Origin of the sequence: Pseudovibrio japonicus, assembly GCF_014651595.1 — a bacterium.
GTDB classification, from domain to species: Bacteria; Pseudomonadota; Alphaproteobacteria; order Rhizobiales; family Stappiaceae; genus Pseudovibrio; species Pseudovibrio japonicus.
In genome coordinates this window covers 13,844-34,816 of the sequence record NZ_BMXE01000008.1, presented here as the reverse complement: position 1 = coordinate 34,816, position 20,973 = coordinate 13,844, and the positions used below count along the sequence as shown (strand labels likewise).

General features: G+C 54.0%; 19 protein-coding genes, 1 pseudogene and 1 riboswitch. Of the genes and pseudogenes, 14 read left to right on the top strand and 6 right to left on the bottom strand.

The genetic code is table 11. The features are described from left to right. Positions 1-183: 183 nt before the first annotated feature. Positions 184-1,110, top strand: a complete 927-nt coding sequence (locus IE076_RS18520) for a LysR substrate-binding domain-containing protein (RefSeq protein WP_189438287.1) — start codon at positions 184-186, stop codon at positions 1,108-1,110. Between the two features lie 38 nt (positions 1,111-1,148). Here IE076_RS18520 and IE076_RS18515 read toward each other — a convergent pair whose 3' ends face one another. The 3 genes from IE076_RS18515 to IE076_RS18505 all read right to left on the bottom strand — a co-directional run bounded on the left by IE076_RS18515 (position 1,149) and on the right by IE076_RS18505 (position 4,449). Next, the gene (locus tag IE076_RS18515; protein WP_209009255.1) at positions 1,149-1,319 is read right to left on the bottom strand and encodes a TOBE domain-containing protein; all 171 of its coding nucleotides are present in this window, start codon (positions 1,317-1,319) and stop codon (positions 1,149-1,151) included. A gap of 45 nt (positions 1,320-1,364) precedes the next feature. Further along, entirely contained in the window at positions 1,365-2,321 is a 957-nt protein-coding gene (locus IE076_RS18510) for an N-acetylmuramic acid 6-phosphate etherase (RefSeq protein ID WP_244649728.1), read from the bottom strand. A 160-nt stretch (positions 2,322-2,481) separates the two neighbouring features. Next, positions 2,482-4,449 (bottom strand): metallophosphoesterase family protein, encoded by a 1,968-nt coding sequence (locus IE076_RS18505; protein ID WP_189438285.1) that lies wholly within the window; start codon positions 4,447-4,449, stop codon positions 2,482-2,484. 183 nt (positions 4,450-4,632) lie between these two features. Next, a riboswitch (TPP riboswitch) is annotated at positions 4,633-4,753 on the top strand. Between the two features lie 115 nt (positions 4,754-4,868). Here IE076_RS18505 and thiC point away from each other — a divergent pair. The 12 genes and pseudogenes from thiC to IE076_RS18450 all read left to right on the top strand — a co-directional run bounded on the left by thiC (position 4,869) and on the right by IE076_RS18450 (position 16,945). Next, positions 4,869-6,668, top strand: a complete 1,800-nt coding sequence (gene thiC / locus IE076_RS18500) for a phosphomethylpyrimidine synthase ThiC (protein WP_189438284.1) — start codon at positions 4,869-4,871, stop codon at positions 6,666-6,668. Further along, complete coding sequence (locus IE076_RS18495) at positions 6,665-7,606, top strand: FAD-dependent oxidoreductase (protein WP_189438283.1); 942 nt, start codon at positions 6,665-6,667, stop codon at positions 7,604-7,606. Before thiC ends, IE076_RS18495 begins: the two co-directional genes overlap by 4 nt. Further along, positions 7,603-7,800: a sulfur carrier protein ThiS gene (thiS, locus tag IE076_RS18490; protein ID WP_189438282.1), complete on the top strand. Its 198-nt coding sequence runs from the start codon at positions 7,603-7,605 to the stop codon at positions 7,798-7,800. Before IE076_RS18495 ends, thiS begins: the two co-directional genes overlap by 4 nt. Before the next feature lies 1 nt (position 7,801). Continuing rightward, positions 7,802-8,569: a thiazole synthase gene (locus IE076_RS18485; protein WP_189438281.1), complete on the top strand. Its 768-nt coding sequence runs from the start codon at positions 7,802-7,804 to the stop codon at positions 8,567-8,569. Further along, positions 8,569-9,162 carry a thiamine phosphate synthase gene (locus IE076_RS18480; protein WP_189438280.1) on the top strand — a complete coding sequence of 198 codons (594 nt, stop codon included), beginning with the start codon at positions 8,569-8,571 and terminating at the stop codon, positions 9,160-9,162. The genes IE076_RS18485 and IE076_RS18480 overlap by 1 nt, the downstream gene beginning before the upstream one ends. Continuing rightward, positions 9,159-10,124 (top strand): HesA/MoeB/ThiF family protein, encoded by a 966-nt coding sequence (locus tag IE076_RS18475; RefSeq protein WP_189438279.1) that lies wholly within the window; start codon positions 9,159-9,161, stop codon positions 10,122-10,124. The genes IE076_RS18480 and IE076_RS18475 overlap by 4 nt, the downstream gene beginning before the upstream one ends. Before the next feature lie 439 nt (positions 10,125-10,563). Then, positions 10,564-12,237: a cytochrome D1 domain-containing protein gene (locus IE076_RS18470; RefSeq protein ID WP_209009251.1), complete on the top strand. Its 1,674-nt coding sequence runs from the start codon at positions 10,564-10,566 to the stop codon at positions 12,235-12,237. A 244-nt stretch (positions 12,238-12,481) separates the two neighbouring features. Beyond that, positions 12,482-12,973, top strand: a pseudogene (locus IE076_RS22895) (NapC/NirT family cytochrome c); the annotation flags it as partial. Positions 12,974-13,012: 39 nt separating this feature from the next. Then, complete coding sequence (locus tag IE076_RS22890; protein ID WP_280514306.1) at positions 13,013-14,206, top strand: ethylbenzene dehydrogenase-related protein; 1,194 nt, start codon at positions 13,013-13,015, stop codon at positions 14,204-14,206. A gap of 59 nt (positions 14,207-14,265) precedes the next feature. Next, positions 14,266-14,685 (top strand): cupredoxin domain-containing protein, encoded by a 420-nt coding sequence (locus IE076_RS18460; protein ID WP_189438277.1) that lies wholly within the window; start codon positions 14,266-14,268, stop codon positions 14,683-14,685. A gap of 84 nt (positions 14,686-14,769) precedes the next feature. Continuing rightward, a complete protein-coding gene (locus IE076_RS18455; RefSeq protein ID WP_189438276.1) occupies positions 14,770-16,302 on the top strand; it encodes a nitrite reductase in 1,533 nt (510 codons plus the stop codon). Positions 16,303-16,558: 256 nt separating this feature from the next. Beyond that, on the top strand, positions 16,559-16,945 hold the full coding sequence (locus IE076_RS18450) for a nuclear transport factor 2 family protein (RefSeq protein ID WP_189438275.1): 387 nt from the start codon (positions 16,559-16,561) through the stop codon (positions 16,943-16,945). A 157-nt stretch (positions 16,946-17,102) separates the two neighbouring features. Here the strand turns inward: IE076_RS18450 and sigJ are convergent, their stop codons facing one another. From sigJ to IE076_RS18435, 3 genes are read right to left on the bottom strand one after another with little or no spacing between them, the layout of a single operon-like run. Beyond that, entirely contained in the window at positions 17,103-17,996 is an 894-nt protein-coding gene (gene sigJ, locus IE076_RS18445) for an RNA polymerase sigma factor SigJ (RefSeq protein WP_189438274.1), read from the bottom strand. Continuing rightward, the gene (locus IE076_RS18440) at positions 17,993-18,541 is read right to left on the bottom strand and encodes a hypothetical protein (RefSeq protein WP_189438273.1); all 549 of its coding nucleotides are present in this window, start codon (positions 18,539-18,541) and stop codon (positions 17,993-17,995) included. Before IE076_RS18440 ends, sigJ begins: the two co-directional genes overlap by 4 nt. Positions 18,542-18,574: 33 nt before the next feature. Further along, positions 18,575-18,961: a hypothetical protein gene (locus tag IE076_RS18435; RefSeq protein WP_189438272.1), complete on the bottom strand. Its 387-nt coding sequence runs from the start codon at positions 18,959-18,961 to the stop codon at positions 18,575-18,577. Positions 18,962-19,772: 811 nt separating this feature from the next. On the opposite strand from IE076_RS18435, the gene IE076_RS18430 reads away from it, so the two are divergent. Next, positions 19,773-20,966 (top strand): NnrS family protein, encoded by a 1,194-nt coding sequence (locus tag IE076_RS18430; RefSeq protein ID WP_189438271.1) that lies wholly within the window; start codon positions 19,773-19,775, stop codon positions 20,964-20,966. Positions 20,967-20,973 lie beyond the last annotated feature (7 nt).

The following is a 20,973-nucleotide window of genomic DNA, read 5'->3' as shown; positions in this document are numbered from 1 at the left end:
TTTAAGTTTTTTAAATACATCAATCATTTCGAAGTTCGAAACGAATTATAAAATATTACGTAGAAAAAAGCGCAGATTACGGATTATTTCGTAGATCAAAGCTCTTGCGGAATATATAAAATAAAAATAGTAGAATTTTAAGCTCTACAACACCGCGAAAAACAAAAAAAACATAACAAATTCATGCATGAACTTATTACATCAGGCCGCATTACTTTAAAGATGCTGCGTTACTTTCATCAAGTCGCAGTAAGTGGGCACTTTGGTCGGGCGGCTGAAGAGTTGCATATTTCCAAATCACCAATGTCTATACAAATCAAAGAGTTGGAAGTCGCTCTCGGACTTTCTCTGTTTCACAGGGATTCCCGAAACGTCACACTGACTGCTGCAGGGCGGGTCCTGAAGCGGGAGTGCGAACAGATCTTCAATACTCTTGATTACGCCATCACAAACACCCAGCGTCAGGGGCGTGCAGAGAACTTTACCCTTAACATCGGGATCGTGAGCAGCGCATTCCTCGATGGATTTGCGAACTTATTGTCGGATTTCAAGTCCAAGCATTCAGATTGTGCATTAAATTTTACAGAATTGGCACCAAACCAGCAAAAAGAGGCTTTGAAGGGTGGTGTAGTGGATCTGGGCATCTGCCGTTATGGCGATACGCTCAATGAGCCCGCGCTGAATTCAAAGGTGCTGGTGAAAGAACCGCTTACACTGGCTGTCCCCAGTACTCACCCGCTCAAGGACCGGCGATTGGTGGCACTGGAAGAGCTGAAAGATGAGGAAATGGCGGTGCTGGATCGCAGCATGTCGAACACCACGCCGTATCTGATTGCCAAGTGTAAAGAACAGGGATTTTACCCGAAAGCTGCCTTTGAGGTTTTGGAGCCCAGCACGTTGCTGGCGCTGGTCGCCTCAGGACAGGCGATTGCTCTGGTCAGCGATTGTTTTCGCAGCCAGAAATCCAAGAACGTGCGGTTCATTCGTCTGAAAGAAGAAATTCCGGCTGACCTTTGCGCGATTTATAAGAAGAACTACGAGACAGATATCTTGCGCAAATTCCTACAGTTCATTGAGTTCGACTATAAACCGCAAATCGATGACAATTGAGGAGAGGCAGCAGCCCCTCCTCGGTTTCCTTTTCCGCACTAGGCAAGTTCCACAAACACCACATCACCAGCTTGTCGAGAGACCTCGAGGTCCTGACGGATGATCATGTGTTCTCCGGTTTCCAGTTCCACATAAACGTAAGTGGTGTCGCCCAGATACTCCTCAAGCAGGACCTCCACTTTCAGGTACCCCCTCCCCTTCAACCTCATGCAGTGCACATTGGGACGGACGGATGCCGAGTCACAGACGCCAAGTCAGTCGGGTTGATGCAACCCGAGGACCTGAAGAGACTCTCCCAAATCTCCTCGTGTTTCTGCCAGTACATTGGTCGCCTGTATTTTTGTGGCGCCAAACACTATCAGTACGGCCAGTTTAATCTGATTGTCGCTTTCCTGCAGGGCAGCTGTTGCTCTTTCCTGAGAGCAGCCGGTGAGTGCAACAACCATATCCTTTGCCCGTTGTGTGAGCTTGGTGTTGGTCAGCTGCATATCAACCATATAACCGCGATACACCTTCTTCAGGCGCACCATAAGCCCCGTCGAGAACAGGTTCAGCGCTGCCTTCTGGCTGGTTCCTGCAGAAAGGCGTGTTGAGCCTGCCAGAACCTCAGCGCCCGTTCTTAAAAGGATATGGTGATCCGCATCATACAGCATCGGGCTTTCTGGATTGTTTGCCAAAGCAATGGTGAGTGCGCCGGATGCGCGGGCTGCCTGAATGGCAGCGCGGGTAAACGGTGTGGTTCCGCTCGCAGCCAGTCCCAGCACTACGTCATTTGCGCCAACATCGTGTTCAAGGATAAAGTTCCGGCCCACTTCAGCGCTGTCTTCGGCCCTTTCTTGCGAGTGCAAGAGACCAGCTTCGCCGCCAGCCAAGCCGTAGAGCAGGCGTTCGTCAGGCCATCCGAATGTAGGAATGAGTTCGATACCGTCGAGGACACCCAATCTGCCGGAGGTTCCAGCGCCCACATAAACAAGCCTGCCCTCGCCTGTTTGCAGCCTTTGGGCTGCGGAATCGACAGCGGCCTCCAAATCGTCAAGAGCTGCCCAAACTGCATTGAGGGCCTGCATTTGGCCGCCCAGCAATGCTTTGAGAACTTCACTGGTTCCCCAGGTTTCCAAGCCTGCAAAACGTGAAGATCTTTGCTCGGTTTCACGCCACTCCTGCGGATTGGGCTTTTCTGGGAATCCCAGTTTTCTCGATATGCCGGACACATGCTTCTCCCTGATACCAATATCATACCAATAACTCATAATATGACAATGATATATTTTAAATCGGAGAACATTTACGTTAAACTGGCAGCATACGAAGCAATTATCCGCAAGTCAGGTGCAGCGTGCAGGTATTATTTTGGACCTAAATTGCCCGCGCTTAATCCCAGCGGGCTTCCTCTTCACGACGCACAAAGACTACCTGCTCCCCATCCGGTAGCAGCTGGCTAATTTTATCCGGACCGCCGTGGTCATCAAATTCAACTAACCCAATTCCGCTTGCATTCAGCAGGCGTCTGCCGTGATGCGTGCCCACTGGCTTGCGGGGGATCACCTTCATTCCACGCCGTCTGGTGAGCCAGTTCAGCGGAGAGCGCGGGGCATAGAGCCAGCGGTTCAGGTGGTCGAGTTTGTCGAGCAGTTTGGCGGGGAACTCGTTTTTGATGCCGCTGCTGCAGATCTGCCAGATATCTGGACCACGGGAGTGACCGCGCAGCTCCACATCGTAAACGAAGGAGTAGTGCACGTCGCCGGAAAGGATCGTAAAGCGATCTGGCGTTTTTCTGTGGCGGAACACGTTCAAAATACCGTCTGCGGTTCCGGGATGGGCCATCCAATATTCTGCGTCCACCATCAATGGCTTGCCCATGAAGGTGAGGAGTTTTTGCAGGGTTTCGATCAGCTTCACACCAAAGATCGGGGCAGCTGATACGAGCAGAACAGCGTCTTTGCCGCGCAAGGAGCGCTGCAGGTCGGTTACCGCTTCCCAATCCAAAAGACCGGAGGGCAGATGGCCTGATCGCTCTGACCTCCAGCGGCGTGTCCGGGTATCTAGAACCAGCAGTGGTGGGTCCAGCTCCCAGTGGTAATCCCAGTTCTCAAAGGCAAGGAGGGTGTCGAGAAACTCATCGTAAACGCTGGTTCCGGGCACCTTGTAGGCTTGGCTCATCTGCTCAAGCAACTCAGCGGAGAATGCCTCTGGTTTGTTGCCCCAGCCCTGATTGAGCATGTAGGCGCACAGGGCGTTGCCTATGATCCGGCGTGAGAACGGGTGGCTGTAGGCGGTTTCTTCCCAGTCGCGGTTGAGGTTCCAGTCGTCGGTAACATCGTGGTCATCGAAGATCATGGCAACGGGGAGATGAGCGAACAACCGGCGGACCTGGCCGAGACCAGCGACAAAGTCCTTCAGAACTTGCTGTTCGCTGACATACTCTGTGATTTCGTCAGGTGTCAGTCTCTGAGGGATATCAGTTTTGACCAAATCCCAGGCTGCGGGCGACCAGACGAGCAGATACATTGCCAGAAACTCGGCAAGCGTAATCAGGTGGTTGTGGGCGTGGTCCGCGGTGAAGATCGGCTTTTCGACCCCGCCGAACAACACCATCCAGAGCGCTCTGTCCTTCTCCAGATTGGGGAGGAACTTTTCACGGCGGTAGTATGTGTCCTCATGGCGATACAGGCCTGATGCGGTGTCGGGAACTTTACTCTCCAGCCCTCTCAGTTGTTCGTCGTTAATGCCGAGCCGTTTTATGAGGGAGTGGATAGCCCGCAACATGGGGCCGGCCACATCATCAGAGTAGATTTGATCTCCACTCATCACCAGAGCAGCGGGCCATTTCTCCTGATCAACCTTTGCCCCCTCTTCTGCGGTGATGTGCTTTGCCAGAAACTGGTCGGCTGCGACGAGGCCATCTCCAGAATCGTGGTGCGGTTTGCGGCAGGAGCCATGCAGAAGTGATGAGACTTTAGAGCTGAGCAGAAAACCGGGGAGGCTCTGGTTCTCATAGCAGATATCAGGTGCCCAGACTGTATGGTCCTGCCAACCCGCGCCCTCTTCGTCGTCCATGCGCAGTGAAAGGCGGTAGCTGATCCAGCAGTCTTGTGGGAGGGGCTTTTCCAGCGGCAGATCGATCAGCAGGTAATGCAGGTGCTGACCGGCTGTGATCAGCTTTACCTCCGGCTGGTCCTTGGACAGCTGGTAGGTTTGCGGCGCATCATCTTGCGGCATCAGCTCCAGTTTCACGTCTGCAGGAGCGCGGACAGCCAGCCATAGCGTTAAACGCGTGGTCTCCAGACGTCGCAACATCGGACCAGCAAGAACGGGGGGGAGAGAACGTGTTTCAGGCATTTATTGATATTCTTGGTTGCGATATCCAGAGGTAAAATTGTCAGAGGAGAAATAGGTACGCAAACCCGTAAGTCCAATAGAGAGCTGCAACTCTTCTTTGTTTACGGCCCCGACAGACCTGTTTTCCGAGGCTTCATTCATCCGACTTCACCTTGACAACTATTTGTAATCGTTCTAGCAAAATCACGTATGCAGGGGAGTCTCACCAAGGAGACTGAGAGGCTGACAGAGCGCAAGCTCGGCGACGCGACCCTTTGAACCTGACCCAGTTGATACTGGCGTAGGAAGCACGGGTCGCGGGACCTGTTTATAGCATGTGTTTAGTAACCGCGGTCTTAGCAGCAGGAGTGTCTCCTGCCGTTTCCCAGCCAAAACTCATCTGGTGTCTTTTTCGAGTTGTGAACTTGAGGATCACCATTTTGACGATACCCAAGCCATCCATTACCACCGGCGCCTTGCCTGCTTCCCGCAAAATCTACGTGAAGGGCAGCTTGCACGAGGATATTCGCGTTCCGATGCGCGAGATCAGTGTGCATCCAACGGCGGGGGAGCCACCGCTGCCGGTGTATGACAGTTCTGGCCCTTATACTGACCCTGCCGTGACAACGACAATCTGCAAAGGCCTGCCTGCCTTGCGGCGCAAGTGGATTGAGGCACGCGGGGACATTGAGGAATACGATGGCCGTGAGATTACGCCTGCAGACAACGGCTTTGTGAAAGGCGATCGGCTCGTTGCGGAGTTTCCGGTCAAGCCACGCCCACTGCGCGGTAAAGAAGGTAAGGCGGTTACCCAGCTGGCCTATGCCCGTGCAGGCATCATCACGCCGGAGATGGAGTTTGTTGCCATCCGCGAGAACCAGTTGCGTGAAGCGGTTGTGGAAGAGCGTTCGGGGAATGACTGGGGCGCGAGTATTCCTGATTATGTGACACCTGAGTTCGTGCGTGATGAGATTGCTGCTGGCCGTGCGATCATACCGGTCAACATCAACCACCCGGAGAGTGAACCGATGATCATCGGGCGGAACTTTCTGGTCAAGATCAACGCCAATATGGGTACCTCTGCGGTCACCTCCTCCATGGAAGAGGAAGTTGACAAGATGGTTTGGTCAATCCGGTGGGGTGCGGACACAGTCATGGATCTTTCGACTGGCCGTAACATCCACAACACCCGCGAATGGATCATCCGCAACAGCCCGGTGCCCATCGGGACGGTTCCGCTTTATCAGGCGCTGGAGAAAGTGAACGGCATTGCAGAAGATCTGACGTGGGAGGTGTTCCGCGACACGCTTATTGAGCAGGCTGAGCAAGGGGTGGACTATTTCACCATTCACGCCGGTGTGCGGCTGCATATGGTGCCGATGACTGTTAATCGCGTCACTGGCATTGTGTCCCGTGGCGGCTCTATCATGGCCAAGTGGTGTCTGCATCATCACAAAGAAAGCTTCCTCTATGAGCACTTTGAGGAGATCTGCGATATCTGTCGGCAGTATGACGTGTCCTTCTCACTTGGTGATGGGCTGCGTCCGGGTTCCATTGCGGATGCCAATGATGAAGCGCAGTTTGCGGAGCTGGAAACGCTTGGCGAGCTGACCAAGATTGCGTGGTCCAAGGATTGTCAGGTGATGATCGAGGGGCCGGGGCATGTGGCTATGCACAAGATCAAGGAGAACATGGAAAAGCAGCTGGAATGCTGTCATGAAGCTCCGTTCTACACGCTTGGCCCGCTCACCACGGATATCGCACCGGGTTATGACCATATCACCTCGGGGATCGGGGCAGCGATGATCGGCTGGTACGGCTGTGCGTTGCTTTGTTATGTGACACCGAAGGAACATCTGGGATTGCCGGATCGGGATGATGTGAAGACTGGCGTGATTACCTACAAGATTGCCGCTCATGCTGCCGACCTCGCCAAGGGATTGCCCGGTGCCCAGCGGCGGGATGATGCCTTGTCGCGGGCGCGCTTTGAGTTCCGCTGGGAGGATCAGTTCAACCTGTCTCTCGACCCGGATACGGCGCGCGATTTCCACGATGAAACCCTGCCGAAGGATGCGCACAAGGTGGCGCATTTCTGCTCGATGTGCGGGCCGAAATTCTGCTCCATGCGGATTTCGCATGACATTCGGGCGGAGGCGCAAAAGGAAGGCATGGAGGCGATGGCCGCGAAGTTTCGTCAGGGAGGAGAGCTTTATCTTCCCCTTGCTGAGGCGGAACAGTGATCAGGATTGCGGGAGCTGGCCTTGCTGGGCTGGCTTGCGCCTTTGAGCTTGCCCAGCGGGGAGCGGACGTCATCCTTTATGAGAAGGGTGACGGGCCGGGTGCAAACAGCGTTGCGCGGTTTGCGGGCGGGATGCTTGCGCCTTATTGCGAGCGGGAAAGTGCTGATGAGGACGTGGTCCGGCTTGGGGGCCGTGCTGCGGATTGGTGGGCGCAGGTCACACCCGTCACGCGGCGGGGAACGCTTGTTGTTGCCCCCTCACGGGATCAGGCCGAGCTGACGCGGTTTGCGCGGCGAACCTCTCATTTCTCCAAGGTGGATGGTCAAGTAATCGCAAAGCTTGAACCCGCCTTGGAAGGTCGGTTTGAGCGGGGGCTCTTCTTTGAGGAGGAGGCCCATCTGGACCCGAGGCGAGCGCTTGCTGATCTAAGCAATGCCGTGCAGGCGCTTGGGGTGTGGATCCATTATGGGACCGCCGCACCCGCTAAGGTGGATCTCAATTGCACGGCAACGGCGGCACAGCTTCCGGACCTGCGGTCAGTGCGGGGGGAGATGGCCATTTTGCATTGTCCGGAGGTTGAGCTTTCCCGCGTGGTGCGCCTGTTGCATCCACGAATGCCGCTCTATCTGGTTCCTCGGGCTGATGGCCTGTTCATGATTGGCGGGACCATGGTGGAAAGCAACTCAAACCGACCACCGACACTGCGCTCGCTTACAGAGATGCTGAGTGCCGCATACACCATTCACCCAGCCTTTGCCGAGGCCAGTGTTGTTGAGATTGGTGCCGGATTGCGGCCTGCGTTTCCGGACAACCTGCCCCGCCTTATGGAGCATAACGGCACGCTTCACCTCAACGGGCTTTATCGTCACGGCTTCTTACTTGCGCCTGCACTGGCCCAGCAAGCGGCACACCAACTTGTAGGGGAGACCTGCAGATGAACATTATAGTGAATGCAGAACCGCGCGACGTTGCTGCAGAGACCTTGGAGGAGGCGCTTCAAGAGCTGGAATTCACCAGTCCCGCCATCGCAACTGCGGTGAATGGTTGTTTCATTCCTCGCGAGAACTACCCGGATACGCCGCTTTCTGACGGCGACCGGCTGGAAGTTCTCGCGCCCATGCAGGGAGGGTGAGATGGAGGTTTACGGGAAAAAGGTGCAGTCACGCCTTCTGCTGGGGACTGCACAATACCCCTCTCCGGCTGTTTTAAAAGACGCGATCACCGCAAGCCGGACAGAGATCATCACGGTTTCGTTGCGGCGGGAAACGGCGAATGGGTCCGGGGCTGGCTTCTGGGATCTTTTGAAGGCGTGCAACTGCCACTTTCTGCCAAACACCGCTGGCTGCCATAGTGTTCAGGAAGCGGTGACGACAGCGCAGATGGCACGGGAGTTATTTGGAACCGACTGGATCAAGCTGGAAGTGATTGGTCACTCCGAAAGTTTGCAGCCTGACGTGTTTGGTCTTGTGGAAGCTGCGAAGATCCTCTGTGCGGACGGGTTCAAGGTGTTCCCGTACACAACGGAGGATCTGGTGGTTGGTGAGAAACTGCTGGAAGCCGGATGTGAAGTGCTGATGCCATGGGGTGCTCCCATTGGTTCCGGTCAGGGTTTGCGCAATCCTGATGCACTGCGCGCCATGCGGGCCTATTTCCCCAACATCCCACTCATTGTTGATGCGGGGATCGGGCGGCCCTCTGATGCGACACGCGCCATGGAGCTGGGCATGGATGCTGTGCTTTTGAATACGGCAGTTGCCAAAGCAGGTGATCCGGTTTTGATGGCTCAGGCCATGGCACAGGCGATTGAAGCGGGGCACAATGGATGGGTCGCTGACCCTATGGACCCACGGGACATGGCGGTGCCCTCCACCCCTATCCTCGGTATGGCGGAGTTGGTGTGATGGAACGGTTTTATCTGATTACCGGTGGTGTGGACTGGATCGAAAAGCTGGTGCCCCATGGCGTCAAGCTGGTGCAGCTGAGGATAAAGGATCAGCCGGAGACGGAGGTGTGCCGACAGGTAGCACGAGCACGCGACTTCTGTAGGCAGCACGGTACCCAACTCATCGTCAATGATTACTGGCAGGTTGCGCTGGAGCTTGGCTGCGATTTCGTTCATCTGGGGCAGGAAGATATGGACAGCGCTGACTTTGCGGCTCTACGCAAGGCTGGTGTTCGTTTTGGGCTCTCCACCCATGATGAGGCGGAACTGGATCGCGCTCTGTCTTATAAGCCGGAGTATGTGGCGCTGGGGCCAGTTTATCCAACCAAACTGAAGAAGATGAAATGGGCGCCACAGGGTCTGGAGCGTGTTCAGCGCTGGAAACAGATGGTGGGTCAAACCCCGCTTGTTGCCATTGGCGGCCTAACGCCAGAGCGACTTGCTGGCGTGTTTGAGGCGGGTGCGGACAGTGCTGCGGTGGTTACGGACATCTTGCAGGCACCGGACCCGGTTGCCCGTACGCAGGAATGGGTGGAGGCTTGCAAGCCATGACGCGCTATGACCGCCAGATGATCCTGCCGGAGGTTGGGCGGGATGGTCAGGACCGTTTGAGGAACTCCCATGTTCTGGTGGTCGGGGCCGGTGGCTTGGGTTGTCCGGTGTTGCAGTATCTTGCAGGGGCTGGCCTTGGCACACTTACTGTGGTTGATCCTGATGTGGTTGATGAGAGTAACCTGCACCGGCAGCCGCTTTACTCGCTGACCGACATTGGCAAGAACAAGGCTTCTGCTTCTGCAGCTCGTTTGCGCGATTATAATCCTGAGGTGGAGGTGCGCGCGCTGGGCATAGCGCTGACCCCGGCAAATGCAGGTGAGTTGGTTGATCAGGCTGACATCATTGTTGATGCAGCGGACACTTTTGCGGCGTCCTACACTCTCTCCGATGAATGCTACAGACAGGGGAAGCCGCTCATCTCAGCCTCGGTTCTTGGAACCTCGGGCTATCTTGGGGGCTTTTGTGGAGGGGCACCTTCGTTGAGAGCTGTCTTTCCAGCGCCTCCGAGCAATGGCGCCACTTGCTCCACTGCAGGTGTTCTTGGCCCTGCTGTGGGCACTATCGGGACTATGCAGGCTCAGATGGTTCTTAGTGTCTTGCTGGGGTTCTCTCCCAGTCCGTTGGGCCGGCTCGTGACTGTTGATTTGAAAAGCTTTGCATTTGGCGGCTTCTCGTTTCTCAACGCAAAGGAACCAGAGTGGCATGCTCCGTTTATAAGCGTGGGTGACCTTGGATCGACTGATCTGATTGTTGAACTTCGGGACAGCGCTGAGGCGCCGGAACGCGTTTGTGCGGGTGCTATTCGTGTTCTGCCGGACGCACTTGCAATGCATGACTTCAGCGATGCTGACCGCGTTGTGCTTTGCTGCAAGACAGGCTTGCGGGCATGGCGCGGGGCGCAGGGTCTGTCAAAGCGGGGATACAAGAGCGTCGCGCTGATTGCTGACATGGCGAGCTAACAAGAGTTCTCCCGCTCTATGTTCCCCCTGGACCTTGCTGAGTCGCTTAAGGTTTCCATCTGTGCTGCAGGATGCGCGTTTAACCTGATTGCGTGCAAAAGAATCAGTACGCGGTGTTGAACGCGGGCTTTTCAAACACCAAGGCGCTGGGTGGATAACAACGCTAATATCAATATTTTCAATATGTTATTTCCAGCGCCACTCGCCTGTCACGTCCTGCCGGAGCCGATCAATCGGGCCTGATCAATGTTGTCCACTACATGAAAGTTCGGGTTGAGACACTCTGTCGCAAGTTTTCAGAACTCGTGAGTTTTCGCTGATTTTTAGGGGCGTGATGTTTCAGAACAGCACTCCGGATCTTGCTGCTTAACATTGGTCAAGGAGCCTTGGGGCCGATCACTTCACTGTTACCTCGTCTCACCAGCATTGGAGTTTGAGAATGTTACAAAATAAGAGACGTGGGTCAGGTTACGCGTTAGCGGCCGGCTTTGCGATGCTGCTCGGAAGTGCAGCTGCGCCCGCCTTTGCAGAAGGTCCGACACTGAGCGAAGAGGCTTTTGAGCGCTCTAAGCAGCTCTATTTTGAGCAGTGCGCAGGTTGTCACGGCGTTCTCCGTAAGGGTGCAACAGGTAAAAACCTGGAGCCTCATTGGAAGAAAACGGCTGCAGATGGCACCGTGACTGAAGGTGGCACTCTTCAGCTGGGTCAGGAACGCCTTGAGAAGATCATCGCCTGGGGCACAGAGGGCGGTATGAACAACTTCTCGGAAATTCTGACCGAGGATGAAATCAAGGACATGGCGACCTACATCATGTTGGATCCGCCAAAGCCACCTGAGATGTCGCTCGCTCAGATGAAGCAGACACGTAAGATTTACGTCGAAGAAAAAGACTACCCAACCGAGCCACTTCATGGCCGCAACTGGGAAAACTTCTTCGTCGTTATCGAGCGTGATGCAGGTAAAGTTGCAGTCATCGACGGCGATACCAAGGAAGTTCTGGTTCACATTCCTACCGGTTATGCAGTGCACGTGATCAAAGCATCCGAGCACCACAAACTGGAAGAACCAGAAGACCCAGGTCGCTTCTGGTACACCATGGGTCGTGACGGCAAGATGACCAAGATCGACCTCTGGCAGACACCAGACAAGATGTTGGTATCCGAAGTTACTATCGGTTATGACGCACGCGACGTAGCGATCTCTGGCGACGGCAAATACGTAGTCGGTGGTGCTTACTGGCCTCCACACTTCGCAATCGTTGACGCTGTGACCATGGAGCCTCTGAAAGTGGTGTCCACCCGCGGTTACAACACCGACGGCGACTATGTGGAAGAAAGCCGCGTTGCTGCAGTTTACACCACGCCTAATGAGCCAACATGGCTGATTGCTGTTAAAGAACTTGGCCAGATGTGGCAGGTTGATTACAGCGATATCGACAATCTGCGTATCGACAAAATCGACTCCGCAAAGTTCCTGCATGATGGCTTCTTCGATCCAACTGGCCGTTACTTCCAGATCGCTGCAAACGCATCGAACAAAATGGTTGTAGTGGACACCAAAGATCGCAAGCTTGAAGCTATGATCGACGTTGCTGCTCTTCCACACCCAGGTCCAGGCGCAAACTGGGTTGATCCTAAGTGTGGTCCGGTTGCAGGTACAACCCACCTCGGCGTTGGTACTGTGACTGTATGGGCAAACGACCCAGCAGGCCGTCCGGATGATGCATGGAAGACGTGTTACGAAGTTGAAACTGATGGCCCAGGCCTGTTCATTCGTACACACCCGAGCTCCAAGTACGTATGGGCAGACCAGACCAAACACCCAGACCCTGAAGTACAGCAGGCTGTACAGGTGATCTCGAAAGAAACCGGTGAGATTGTAAAGACAATCCAGGTTACTGAAACAGACGGCAATGCTGCTGTTCACTTCGAGTTCAACGCTGACGGTACTGAAGTTTGGGTTTCCAACTGGAACATGGGCGACTCTCTTGCACCAAACGGTGAAATCGTTGTTTACGACGCTGAAACCCTGGAAGAGAAAACCCGGATTAAGGGCCTTTACGCTCCAACCGGCAAGTTCAACGTTCATATCCGTTCGAACCACGTCACCTAGTGCGATCTAGCGATCCTTTTGAGGGGCGGGCATCACGCCCGCCCTTCTTTGTATCAGCGGTATGAGACTGCAACGGCTGCCCAGTGGCCGGAGACGGCGGATTTGCTCCCCGCATCTTGAAGGCCGACCGCTCACGACCCGGCAGGATGGGTCGACAGACAATCCAAAATGGAGCCTGGAAATGACCCAGTCCAACGATACGGAAAAGAAAAAGCCGATCTGGCGCAGGTATTTCCTATGGGGAATGCCGGTAGGTGGCCTCTTGGCGGCCTTTGTCGTCGGCATTATCTTCTGGGGTGGTTTCAACACCGCCATGGAAGCGACAAACACAAAAGAATTTTGCGTCTCGTGCCACGAGATGAATGACTTTGTCTATCAGGAATACCAGGGCACGATCCACGACGTAAACCGGTCTGGTGTCGGTGCAGTTTGCTCGGACTGTCACGTACCAAAAGACTGGACACACAAGATCATCCGCAAGATCAAGGCCTCCAAGGAAGTTTGGGGCAAGATCACTGGTACGATCAACACACCCGAGAAATTCGAGGCCAAACGCCTGCACCTTGCCAAGAACGAATGGGCGCGGATGAAGTCCTCTGACTCTCGTGAATGCCGTAACTGTCATGACTTTGAATCCATGATGCCGGAATTCCAGCAGCCACGCGCACGTCAGCAGCACCTGAATGCAATGAAGACAGGTCAGACCTGTATTGATTGCCACAAGGGTATTGCACACTCCAACGTTCGTGATCGCGCCTCTGACGAATATCTGGAAATGATCGAAGCGCCGAACCAGAACTTCGTGCGCGAGGTTCCGAAAGAGTATCTGGAAAGCCTCGCCCGCATTGAAGCCAAGGAAGCGGTTGAAGCTGAAGCTGCAAGCACTGCAAAGAAAGCACAGCAGGAAGCTGTTCAGGCTCAGATCGCGGCGGCTGTAGATGCTGCTGTTGAGGAAGAACGCGCCAAAGCTGCTGGCGAAGCAACCGCTGCTGATGCTGGTAACACCGTTGGGGCCAACATCGACTGGAGCGGCGTAGACACCGTAGACATGACATTGTTCTACCCTGGTCAGGCGTCCTTCGAGTTCGTGCAGAACGGCAAGCAACATGGTGGAGCTCGTCCGCTGACCAAGGGTGGTGACCAGTGCACGACCTGTCACGCAAAAGAGCTGAACAACATCGGCAACAAGATCGTCAAGGGTACTGAAAACACCGAGCCTACCCCAATTCCGGGCAAACGCGGTGTGATTAACGCGACGATGCAGGCTGCTCACGATAGTGAAAACGTCTACTTCCGCCTGCAATGGCCAGATACGCCTCATGCCCCTGCTCCATTCGTGGACGGTGGCAAGATGGACCCTGATAACCAGATCAAGGTTGCCATGATGATCACAGGTACCGGCATCAAGATGGGTGAACAGGTTGGTTGCTGGGCAACATGCCACGCAGACAACACCTACATGCCGTTTGATCCGGGTCCGGAAGCAATCGCTGCAAACGGTGATGTCGCAAGCATGTTGCAAGCCAAGCAGTCCATCCAGAAGTACCTGAGCGAGACCCGCACCAAGGTCGAGGTCAAAGGTCGCCGCGGTAAGGCTCAGGGTGGCTGGGACAAGATGAAGTCTGCTGAAGAGATCGACCAGCTGCTGGCTGACGGCACCTTCATGGATCTGATGCGCGTCTATGCAGACGGCTCTGCAACCAACGGCTACCTGCTTGAGCGCCGCGTGCAGAATGATGGTGACATCGCAGCTTCTGCCAAGCTTTCTGCAGGTATGTGGACTGTGGTCTTCTCCCGTCCGCTGGCAAGTGACACGCCGGGTGATGTTCCACTTGAAGCAGGCAAGACCTACACAGTTGGGTTCGCCATCCACGATGACTTCTCAGCGGCACGTTTCCACCACGTGACACTGAACACCAGTCTGGCTCTGGATGACGAAACTGCCCAAATCAATGTGGTAGGACGTTAAAGCAGACAGAGGGTGGCCGAGCAATTGGCCACCCTTTTTCTTTTAGGAGGGGGCACCTTATGTACGCACGACTTCTTCAAGGTTCCGCAGTTCTATTGGGCCTTTTGATGGTAACACCGGCACAGGCCGAAGATGACAAAGCCGCTGCGCTGTGTGGCAAAGCTGAAGTGCGTTATGTGGACATGTTCGGGCATCCATCGGCTGAGGCAGAGGGCGTCATTGTTGTGAAGATGTACAAATACCGCTTCTGTCCTGAACAACTGACTGTGCCCGTTGGAACCACTGTGCGCTGGGTGAACGTGGACAAACGCACCAGCCATACGGTTCATTTGAATGAAGCGGGCGAGAAAGAGTCCGAGCGGCTGTTTCCTGAAGAAGATTTTGAGTTCACGTTCCTGAGCGCTGGTTCTCAGCAGTATCTGTGTGGTCCCCATTGGGAGACCCGAAAGATGATCGGCATGGTGACAGTCACGCCATAGGTGGCGGCTTTTCTGTGGCCTATTCCTGTTGGCAGACGGGCTTTTCTGTTTCGGGACTACGCTCCAAAATTCTGAGTTAATTCAATGATCAGGCTCCTTATTTCTTTTGGGTCGGCTGTTCTGACAGCATCGTTGGTGCTTGCCGAACCGGCAGCTCTTTATCAGACACATTGTGTGGAGTGTCACGGTGAGAACCGTTTGGGATTGATTGGTCCGGCGCTGCTTCCTGAGACGCTTGGCAGCCTGCGCGGCACTGCCTTGCAGGACACGATCAAGAACGGGCGAGAGGCGACGGAGATGCCCGCCTTTCGGGAGGTGTTGAGCGATCAGCAAATTGAGGGGCTGAGTGCCTTTTTGAAAACGCCACTGGCCCCTGCCCCACACTGGGGACCAGAGCAGATCTCTTCGAGCCTCTTGATCAACGAAGACTACGAACCGATCGACGAGCCCCTTTGGTCGGCTGATCCAATGAACCTGACACTGGTAGTGGAGACCACTGACCACTCTGTCAGCGTGGTGGACGGCGATAGCTTTGAGGTTTTGACGCGCTTTGAGACACCATTTGGCACGCGCGGCCAGCCAAAGTTTTCGCCGGATGGGCGGTACGTTTACATCATGTCCCGCGATGGCTGGATCCAGAAGTATGATCTTTATTCACTGCAGGAAGTTCGCCGCGTCCGGGCTGGTTTGAACAGTCGAAATATTGTTTTGAGCCACGATGGCAAATGGATTGCTGTTGCAAACTATCTGCCCAACACGTTTGTTATTCTCTCCGCTGATGATTTGAGCCCGCAGAAGGTAGAGGCGGTGCAAGGCAAGGATGGGTTGCCCAGCCGTGTTTCGGCTGTTTATCTTGCCGCCAAACGCAAGAGTTTTGTGCTGGCGCTGAAGGATGCGCCCTCCATCTGGGAGGTGTTTTATGGCCCCAACCCGCCACACTACGGCTTTGCCCATGACTGGCGGATTGAAGGGCCAGCGCCAAATAAAGATCCGTTCCCGCTACGCACGATCACCCTGAAAAGTCTGGTTGAGGATTTTTATCTCGATCCAACCGATGAATACGTGATGGGGGCGTCGCCCAGCGGCACTGGTGGTCAGGTGGTGGATCTGGTGATCGGGCACACGATCGCTAATCTGGATCTGGCGGGTATGCCGCATCTTGGGTCCGGCTCGACGTGGCAGGTGGGGGACCGCACCGTGATGGCCACGCCGCATCTGAGGGAACCGCTTGTTTCCATTGTTGATATGAAGACATGGGAAACCGTCAAGCAGATCAAAATGCTTGGATCGGGTTTCTTTACCCGCACCCACGAGAACTCACCGTATATCTGGGTGGATGTGTTTTTTGGTCCTGATCAGGACGCCATTCAGGTGATCGACAAGCAAAGCCTTGAGATCGTGAAGACCCTGCGCCCTCAGAAGGGATCACGCGCTGCGCATGTTGAGTTCACAAAGGATGGCACATACGCGATGGTCTCTGTTTGGGAAGAGGATGGCGCTGTTGTTGTGTATGACGCGCAGACACTGGAAGAGACCCACCGCCTGCCGATGAGAAAGCCGCAGGGGAAGTACAATGTGGGGAACCGAATTATGCGTGTTCAGAGTGTTGGTAATTAGTCTGTTTGCCCTCTGTTGTCGTCCAGACAGGAGAAGCGCCTATCGGGTGAGTGTAGAAGAATGCCTCCACTCTGCGACAGCTCTCTGACCGTTAATGATCCGTGCTGATGGCTATTATTTCCTCTCAATTCCGGCACCTGCATACCAAAAAACTGAGCCGGTTACGATCTGTAGGAAAGTAACCAATGTGCCCAAATTGACTTCATACATCACTTGAAATTAGCATTTACTCGAAGATTCATGATGGGGTGACCAAATGTCAAAAAAAACGATTGCTGATTTCTGGGATGCCATGAGTTCCAATGATTTCAAGTTTGCAAGCAAATGGTTGCATCCTGACTTTGAATATTACATGCCTCAAACCCGTGAGTATCTGCAGGGCAGATCAAACTTCGTCGCATTCAATGCTGCGTATCCCGCTGCTGGACAATGGTCATTTGCGGTTCAGTCTATCATTTCGGATGGCGAAAACGCCGTATCAGACGTCAAAGTAACAGACGGGATCAGAAAGGATCGAGTCATTACGTTCCACACCTTACGTGATGGATTGATTTTGCGCCAAAAGGAATTCTGGCCCGATAATTACCCTGCGCCTGAGTGGCGAAAAGTATGGATGAAGACCGTCGATGCTGCGCCCTTTTGAAGAAGCCGCTTTGTCTCGCTGAGCTACTGTTCGCAGGTAATTCGGTCTCAAATGTCAAAAAAGAAACACTTCTAAGCAGACAGAAAGAACGATAGCAACAACAGCCTCGATGATGGGGCTGTCAGATTTTCTGAATGCAATTGTAAAGTAAGCAGCGTCAAAGATTGACGCTGCTTAAGTTCAACCTCGGCAGTTTATCCGGGTTTCGCATTATATATATCCATCCTACGCGCCCTTGGTCATCAGGAGAGATGGTAACAAGATTTTCAATCTCTCCGCTTAACCCCTTGATCACCAGGGCCGGGCTGTCGTTTGCGGTGATAAGCTCAACAGTCAACTCGTTATTCTGCTTTGCTTTCTGTATGGCTCTCGTAAGCAGCTTTAGCGCGTCCTGTGGGCCGAAGAGCGGTCGAAGCGCGGCGCTAACTTTACCGCCCCCATCTGAAACAGTCACCGTATCTGGAGAGAGCAACTTCAGTATTTCCGCAGCATTTTCGGCCTCTACTGCTTTAAAGAAACGAAAAAGCAGGTCCTCCTTTATGTCAGGAGGGACATTAAAACGAGGACCGGAATTCTGCAGTTTTCTATGAGCGCGACTGACCATCTGCCGGCAAGCTGCTGGTGTGCTGCCAAGACATTCGGAGATCTCGTTATAATCGATGTCAAAAGCCTCGCGCAAAATGAAGGCTGCTCTTTCATGCTCACCGAGCACCTCCATTGCCCAGAGCAGCGCTAACTCACATTCCTGAGCCAGAACGAAATGATCTTCACCTGTAGCAATATCACTGCCGACGAGCGGTTCGGGCAGCCAAGGCCCCACATAGGTTTCGCGGCGTGCCCGTGCAGAGCGAAGAGTATCTATGGCGATATTAGTTGCCGTTCGGCGCAACCATGCACGCGGATTATGAATTTTAGTTTTATCAGCCAGTGACCAACGCAGCCACGTATCTTGTACCGCGTCTTCCGCCCCAGCGCGCTCCCCAAGCATTCGGTAGCACAGAGAAGTCAGCTGTGTCCGCTCTTGCTCAAAGAGGCCAGTCTCTATTTTCATGGGCGCGCATTCTTATCAGTTGGTAAGGCCTCTGGATCATAGAGGTAAACTGGTGAAATGGCAGCCCGGCCTAAGCCACGTTTCATCACGGGGAACATCCTCCCTGTTGCCGCTGCAAGAGTAGCAGAAACCACAGCACTATTGCCGAAACGCAGGTCTATTTCACGGCGCAATTCGTCACGAGCTGCATCATCCTGAATAACAGCAACGGCAAACCGAAACCCAAGCCCAACTTCGCCCGCTTGTTTTGCGCTGCCTTGCCTGCAAGCAGCTAGTTTTGCTTCGCTTACCCCAGCTTCCACGGCCTGTTTGACGATCAGGTCTGCACATTGGCTACAGCCGCCATCCAAAGTAGAAGCCAGCATTGCCCCAGCCCAGATATCTACCGCTTCTTTTGGCCTACGGAATTGCGATAACAATGGCAAACAGGCGATACCTACGCCCACAGATGTGGAGGTATCTACAAGCCTATGCATGTATTGATTGTCGTAGTCGTAGCGCTTGGAAAACTTTCTCAAGCCGCTATGGATAATCCACTTCAGCATCAACTTTCTCCCTAACTCTTTGTGACTGCAGTTTTATTGTGACGGTTTAGCGTTTTGATATTTTGCAAGAATTAAGAGGCCTATCCACGCGGGCAGCTGGATCCCAGCAAGGTTTGCGAGGGCGATCAAGTCGGCTGGCGCACCGCGCTCAACCCAAACGTAAATATGAAATACAGCATGCGAGACCGGCCAACTAAGCCCCACGAAGATGGAGGTCAAATTGTTATTCCACGATCCCCACATCGAAGCAGCGCCGCTGATCATATAGATGAGAGCAATGTCGATAATGAAGTGCCAGTTGTATGGGCCTGTCATGCTGACACCAGGAGTCAGCTGATACCAATTTTCTGGTGCTGCCATCATGAAGAGGCCGTTTGCGAAATAATAGGCCCCAATAACTAGAAGTAAGATGCGCGTCATACCGCTCCCCGTTGTGAAATCATTGTCACCCTTAAGGACGAGGTAGACTTTCGGTTTGTGACAGAGCACCATCATTCACTGGGTATTTGGACTGGTTGCCGTTTGCTTAAGCTAAAAAATTGGGCTGTTGCGCGCTGGTAATCCTCCCGTTAATTGAACGAGTTTAAAAGTAGATATGATGCGCATGGCGGGTCACAAGAAACTTATCCCCCTCCTCCAAAGATGTGCCCATACTAATGCTATGCCTACGTAGCGGGTTGCTGGTGGACCGTCCGTCAGTTTGTCGTGGGTTGGATGGGGCTACTGCGGAAGGTAACGTATTTTGCAGCAGGTCCGTGGAGGTTGCCCAAACGCCATGAGTGTTGGGGCGGGAGGATGCGCGGTCAAACTAAAGGGCGTCAGCACTGGGAGTCATTCTCGTAACAGGGGTGCCTTCTCAAAGCGTCTTTTGGAGCTTGGCCATAGCCTCCTACAAAAACATCCGGGCAAGGCGTCAGCCAATGCCGAAGAAACTAATCTAAACAAGTAGCGCAGGCATCGCCTGTTCGCCTTGCTCACCCCGTTTCTCGGGAGACTTAGGTTCAACACTGCATGGAACGCCATGTGGTGCTTTTGGTGCGTACCTTTGCCTCAATCAGCTGAGAGGCACGGCGGGACATTCGCGCTCCGAAATATTGCAGCCCTTTAAATGCAGAGCGCACTTAATAATAGTCAAGGACATGGCCTTTGAGATTGGTGAAGCTGATGGTACCGCTAAACCATAGATCACTGAATGTGCACAAGCGCATCGAGAAAAATACAAGAGCGCCTTATGTCGACCACTATGGAACAAGTCAGATCCTGGCAAGGCCCTGCGCTTTTTAGCTATGGGTTCAGACCATTTTTCCTCGCCAGCGCCGTTTGGGCAATCCTGCTTATGCTGCTCTGGATTCCTCTCATTTCCGGCCATATTGACCTTCCTGTCGCGTTTGATGCGGTTTCGTGGCACGCACACGAATTTCTGTTTGGTTATCTGAGTGCCATTGTTGCGGGCTTTTTGCTAACGGCTATTCCCAACTGGACGGGGCGCATGCCAATTGTTGGCAAGCCGTTGATTTTCCTCTTCAGCCTTTGGGTGCTTGGCCGTGTCGCGGTGTTGTTTGGGGCCTATCTTCCGGCTGGGCTTGTTGCAGCGTTTGATATTGCCATGCCGGTGATGCTGGCGGTGGCGTGCCTGCGCGAGATTATGGCAGGCAAGAACTGGCGTAACCTGATTGTGCTTGCACTGCTCGGGCTGCTGATTACGGCGAACCTGTTGTTCCATTGGGAAGCGTGGGTCGGTGAGTATGCCGCGCAGGGCTATGGTATGCGTCTTGGTATCTCCACGATGGTTTTGATGGTCGGGCTGATTGGCGGGCGGATCATTCCCTCCTTCACCCGCAACTGGCTGGTGAAGCAAGGCAGTAAGGATCTTCCCGTTGGGCCGATGCAGTTATTCGACAAGGTTTGCCTGCTGTTTTTGCTGATTGCTCTGCTGATCTGGACTGCGCTTGACGAACACTGGCTCGCTGGCGTCATGCTGGTGGCGGCTGGTTTACTGCACTTTGCGCGATTGGCTCGCTGGAAGGGGCTGCACACGTTCAGGGAGCCGCTGGTTCTGGTGCTACACGCGAGCTATCTGTTTTTGCCGACAGGACTGTTGGTGCTCGGTCTCGCCATTCTTGCCCCGAGCCTGCTGGATCTGGCGGGAGCACAACACCTGCTAATGGCGGGCGTGATGGGCATGATGACTTTGGCAGTGATGACCCGCTCTACTCTAGGCCATACCGGACAGGACCTGACAGCCAGTCGTAGTACCACCTTCCTTTACTGCGCGATGGCGGCTTCCGTGCTGTTTCGTTTTGCAGCGGGATTTGCGCCTGATCTGGCCATGCGCTTTTACGATGCCTCAGCACTGGCGTGGATCTTGGCGTTTGCGGTGTATGTTTGGACGTACGGGCCGTTGCTTGCAATGACGCGGAAGTAACAGCTGT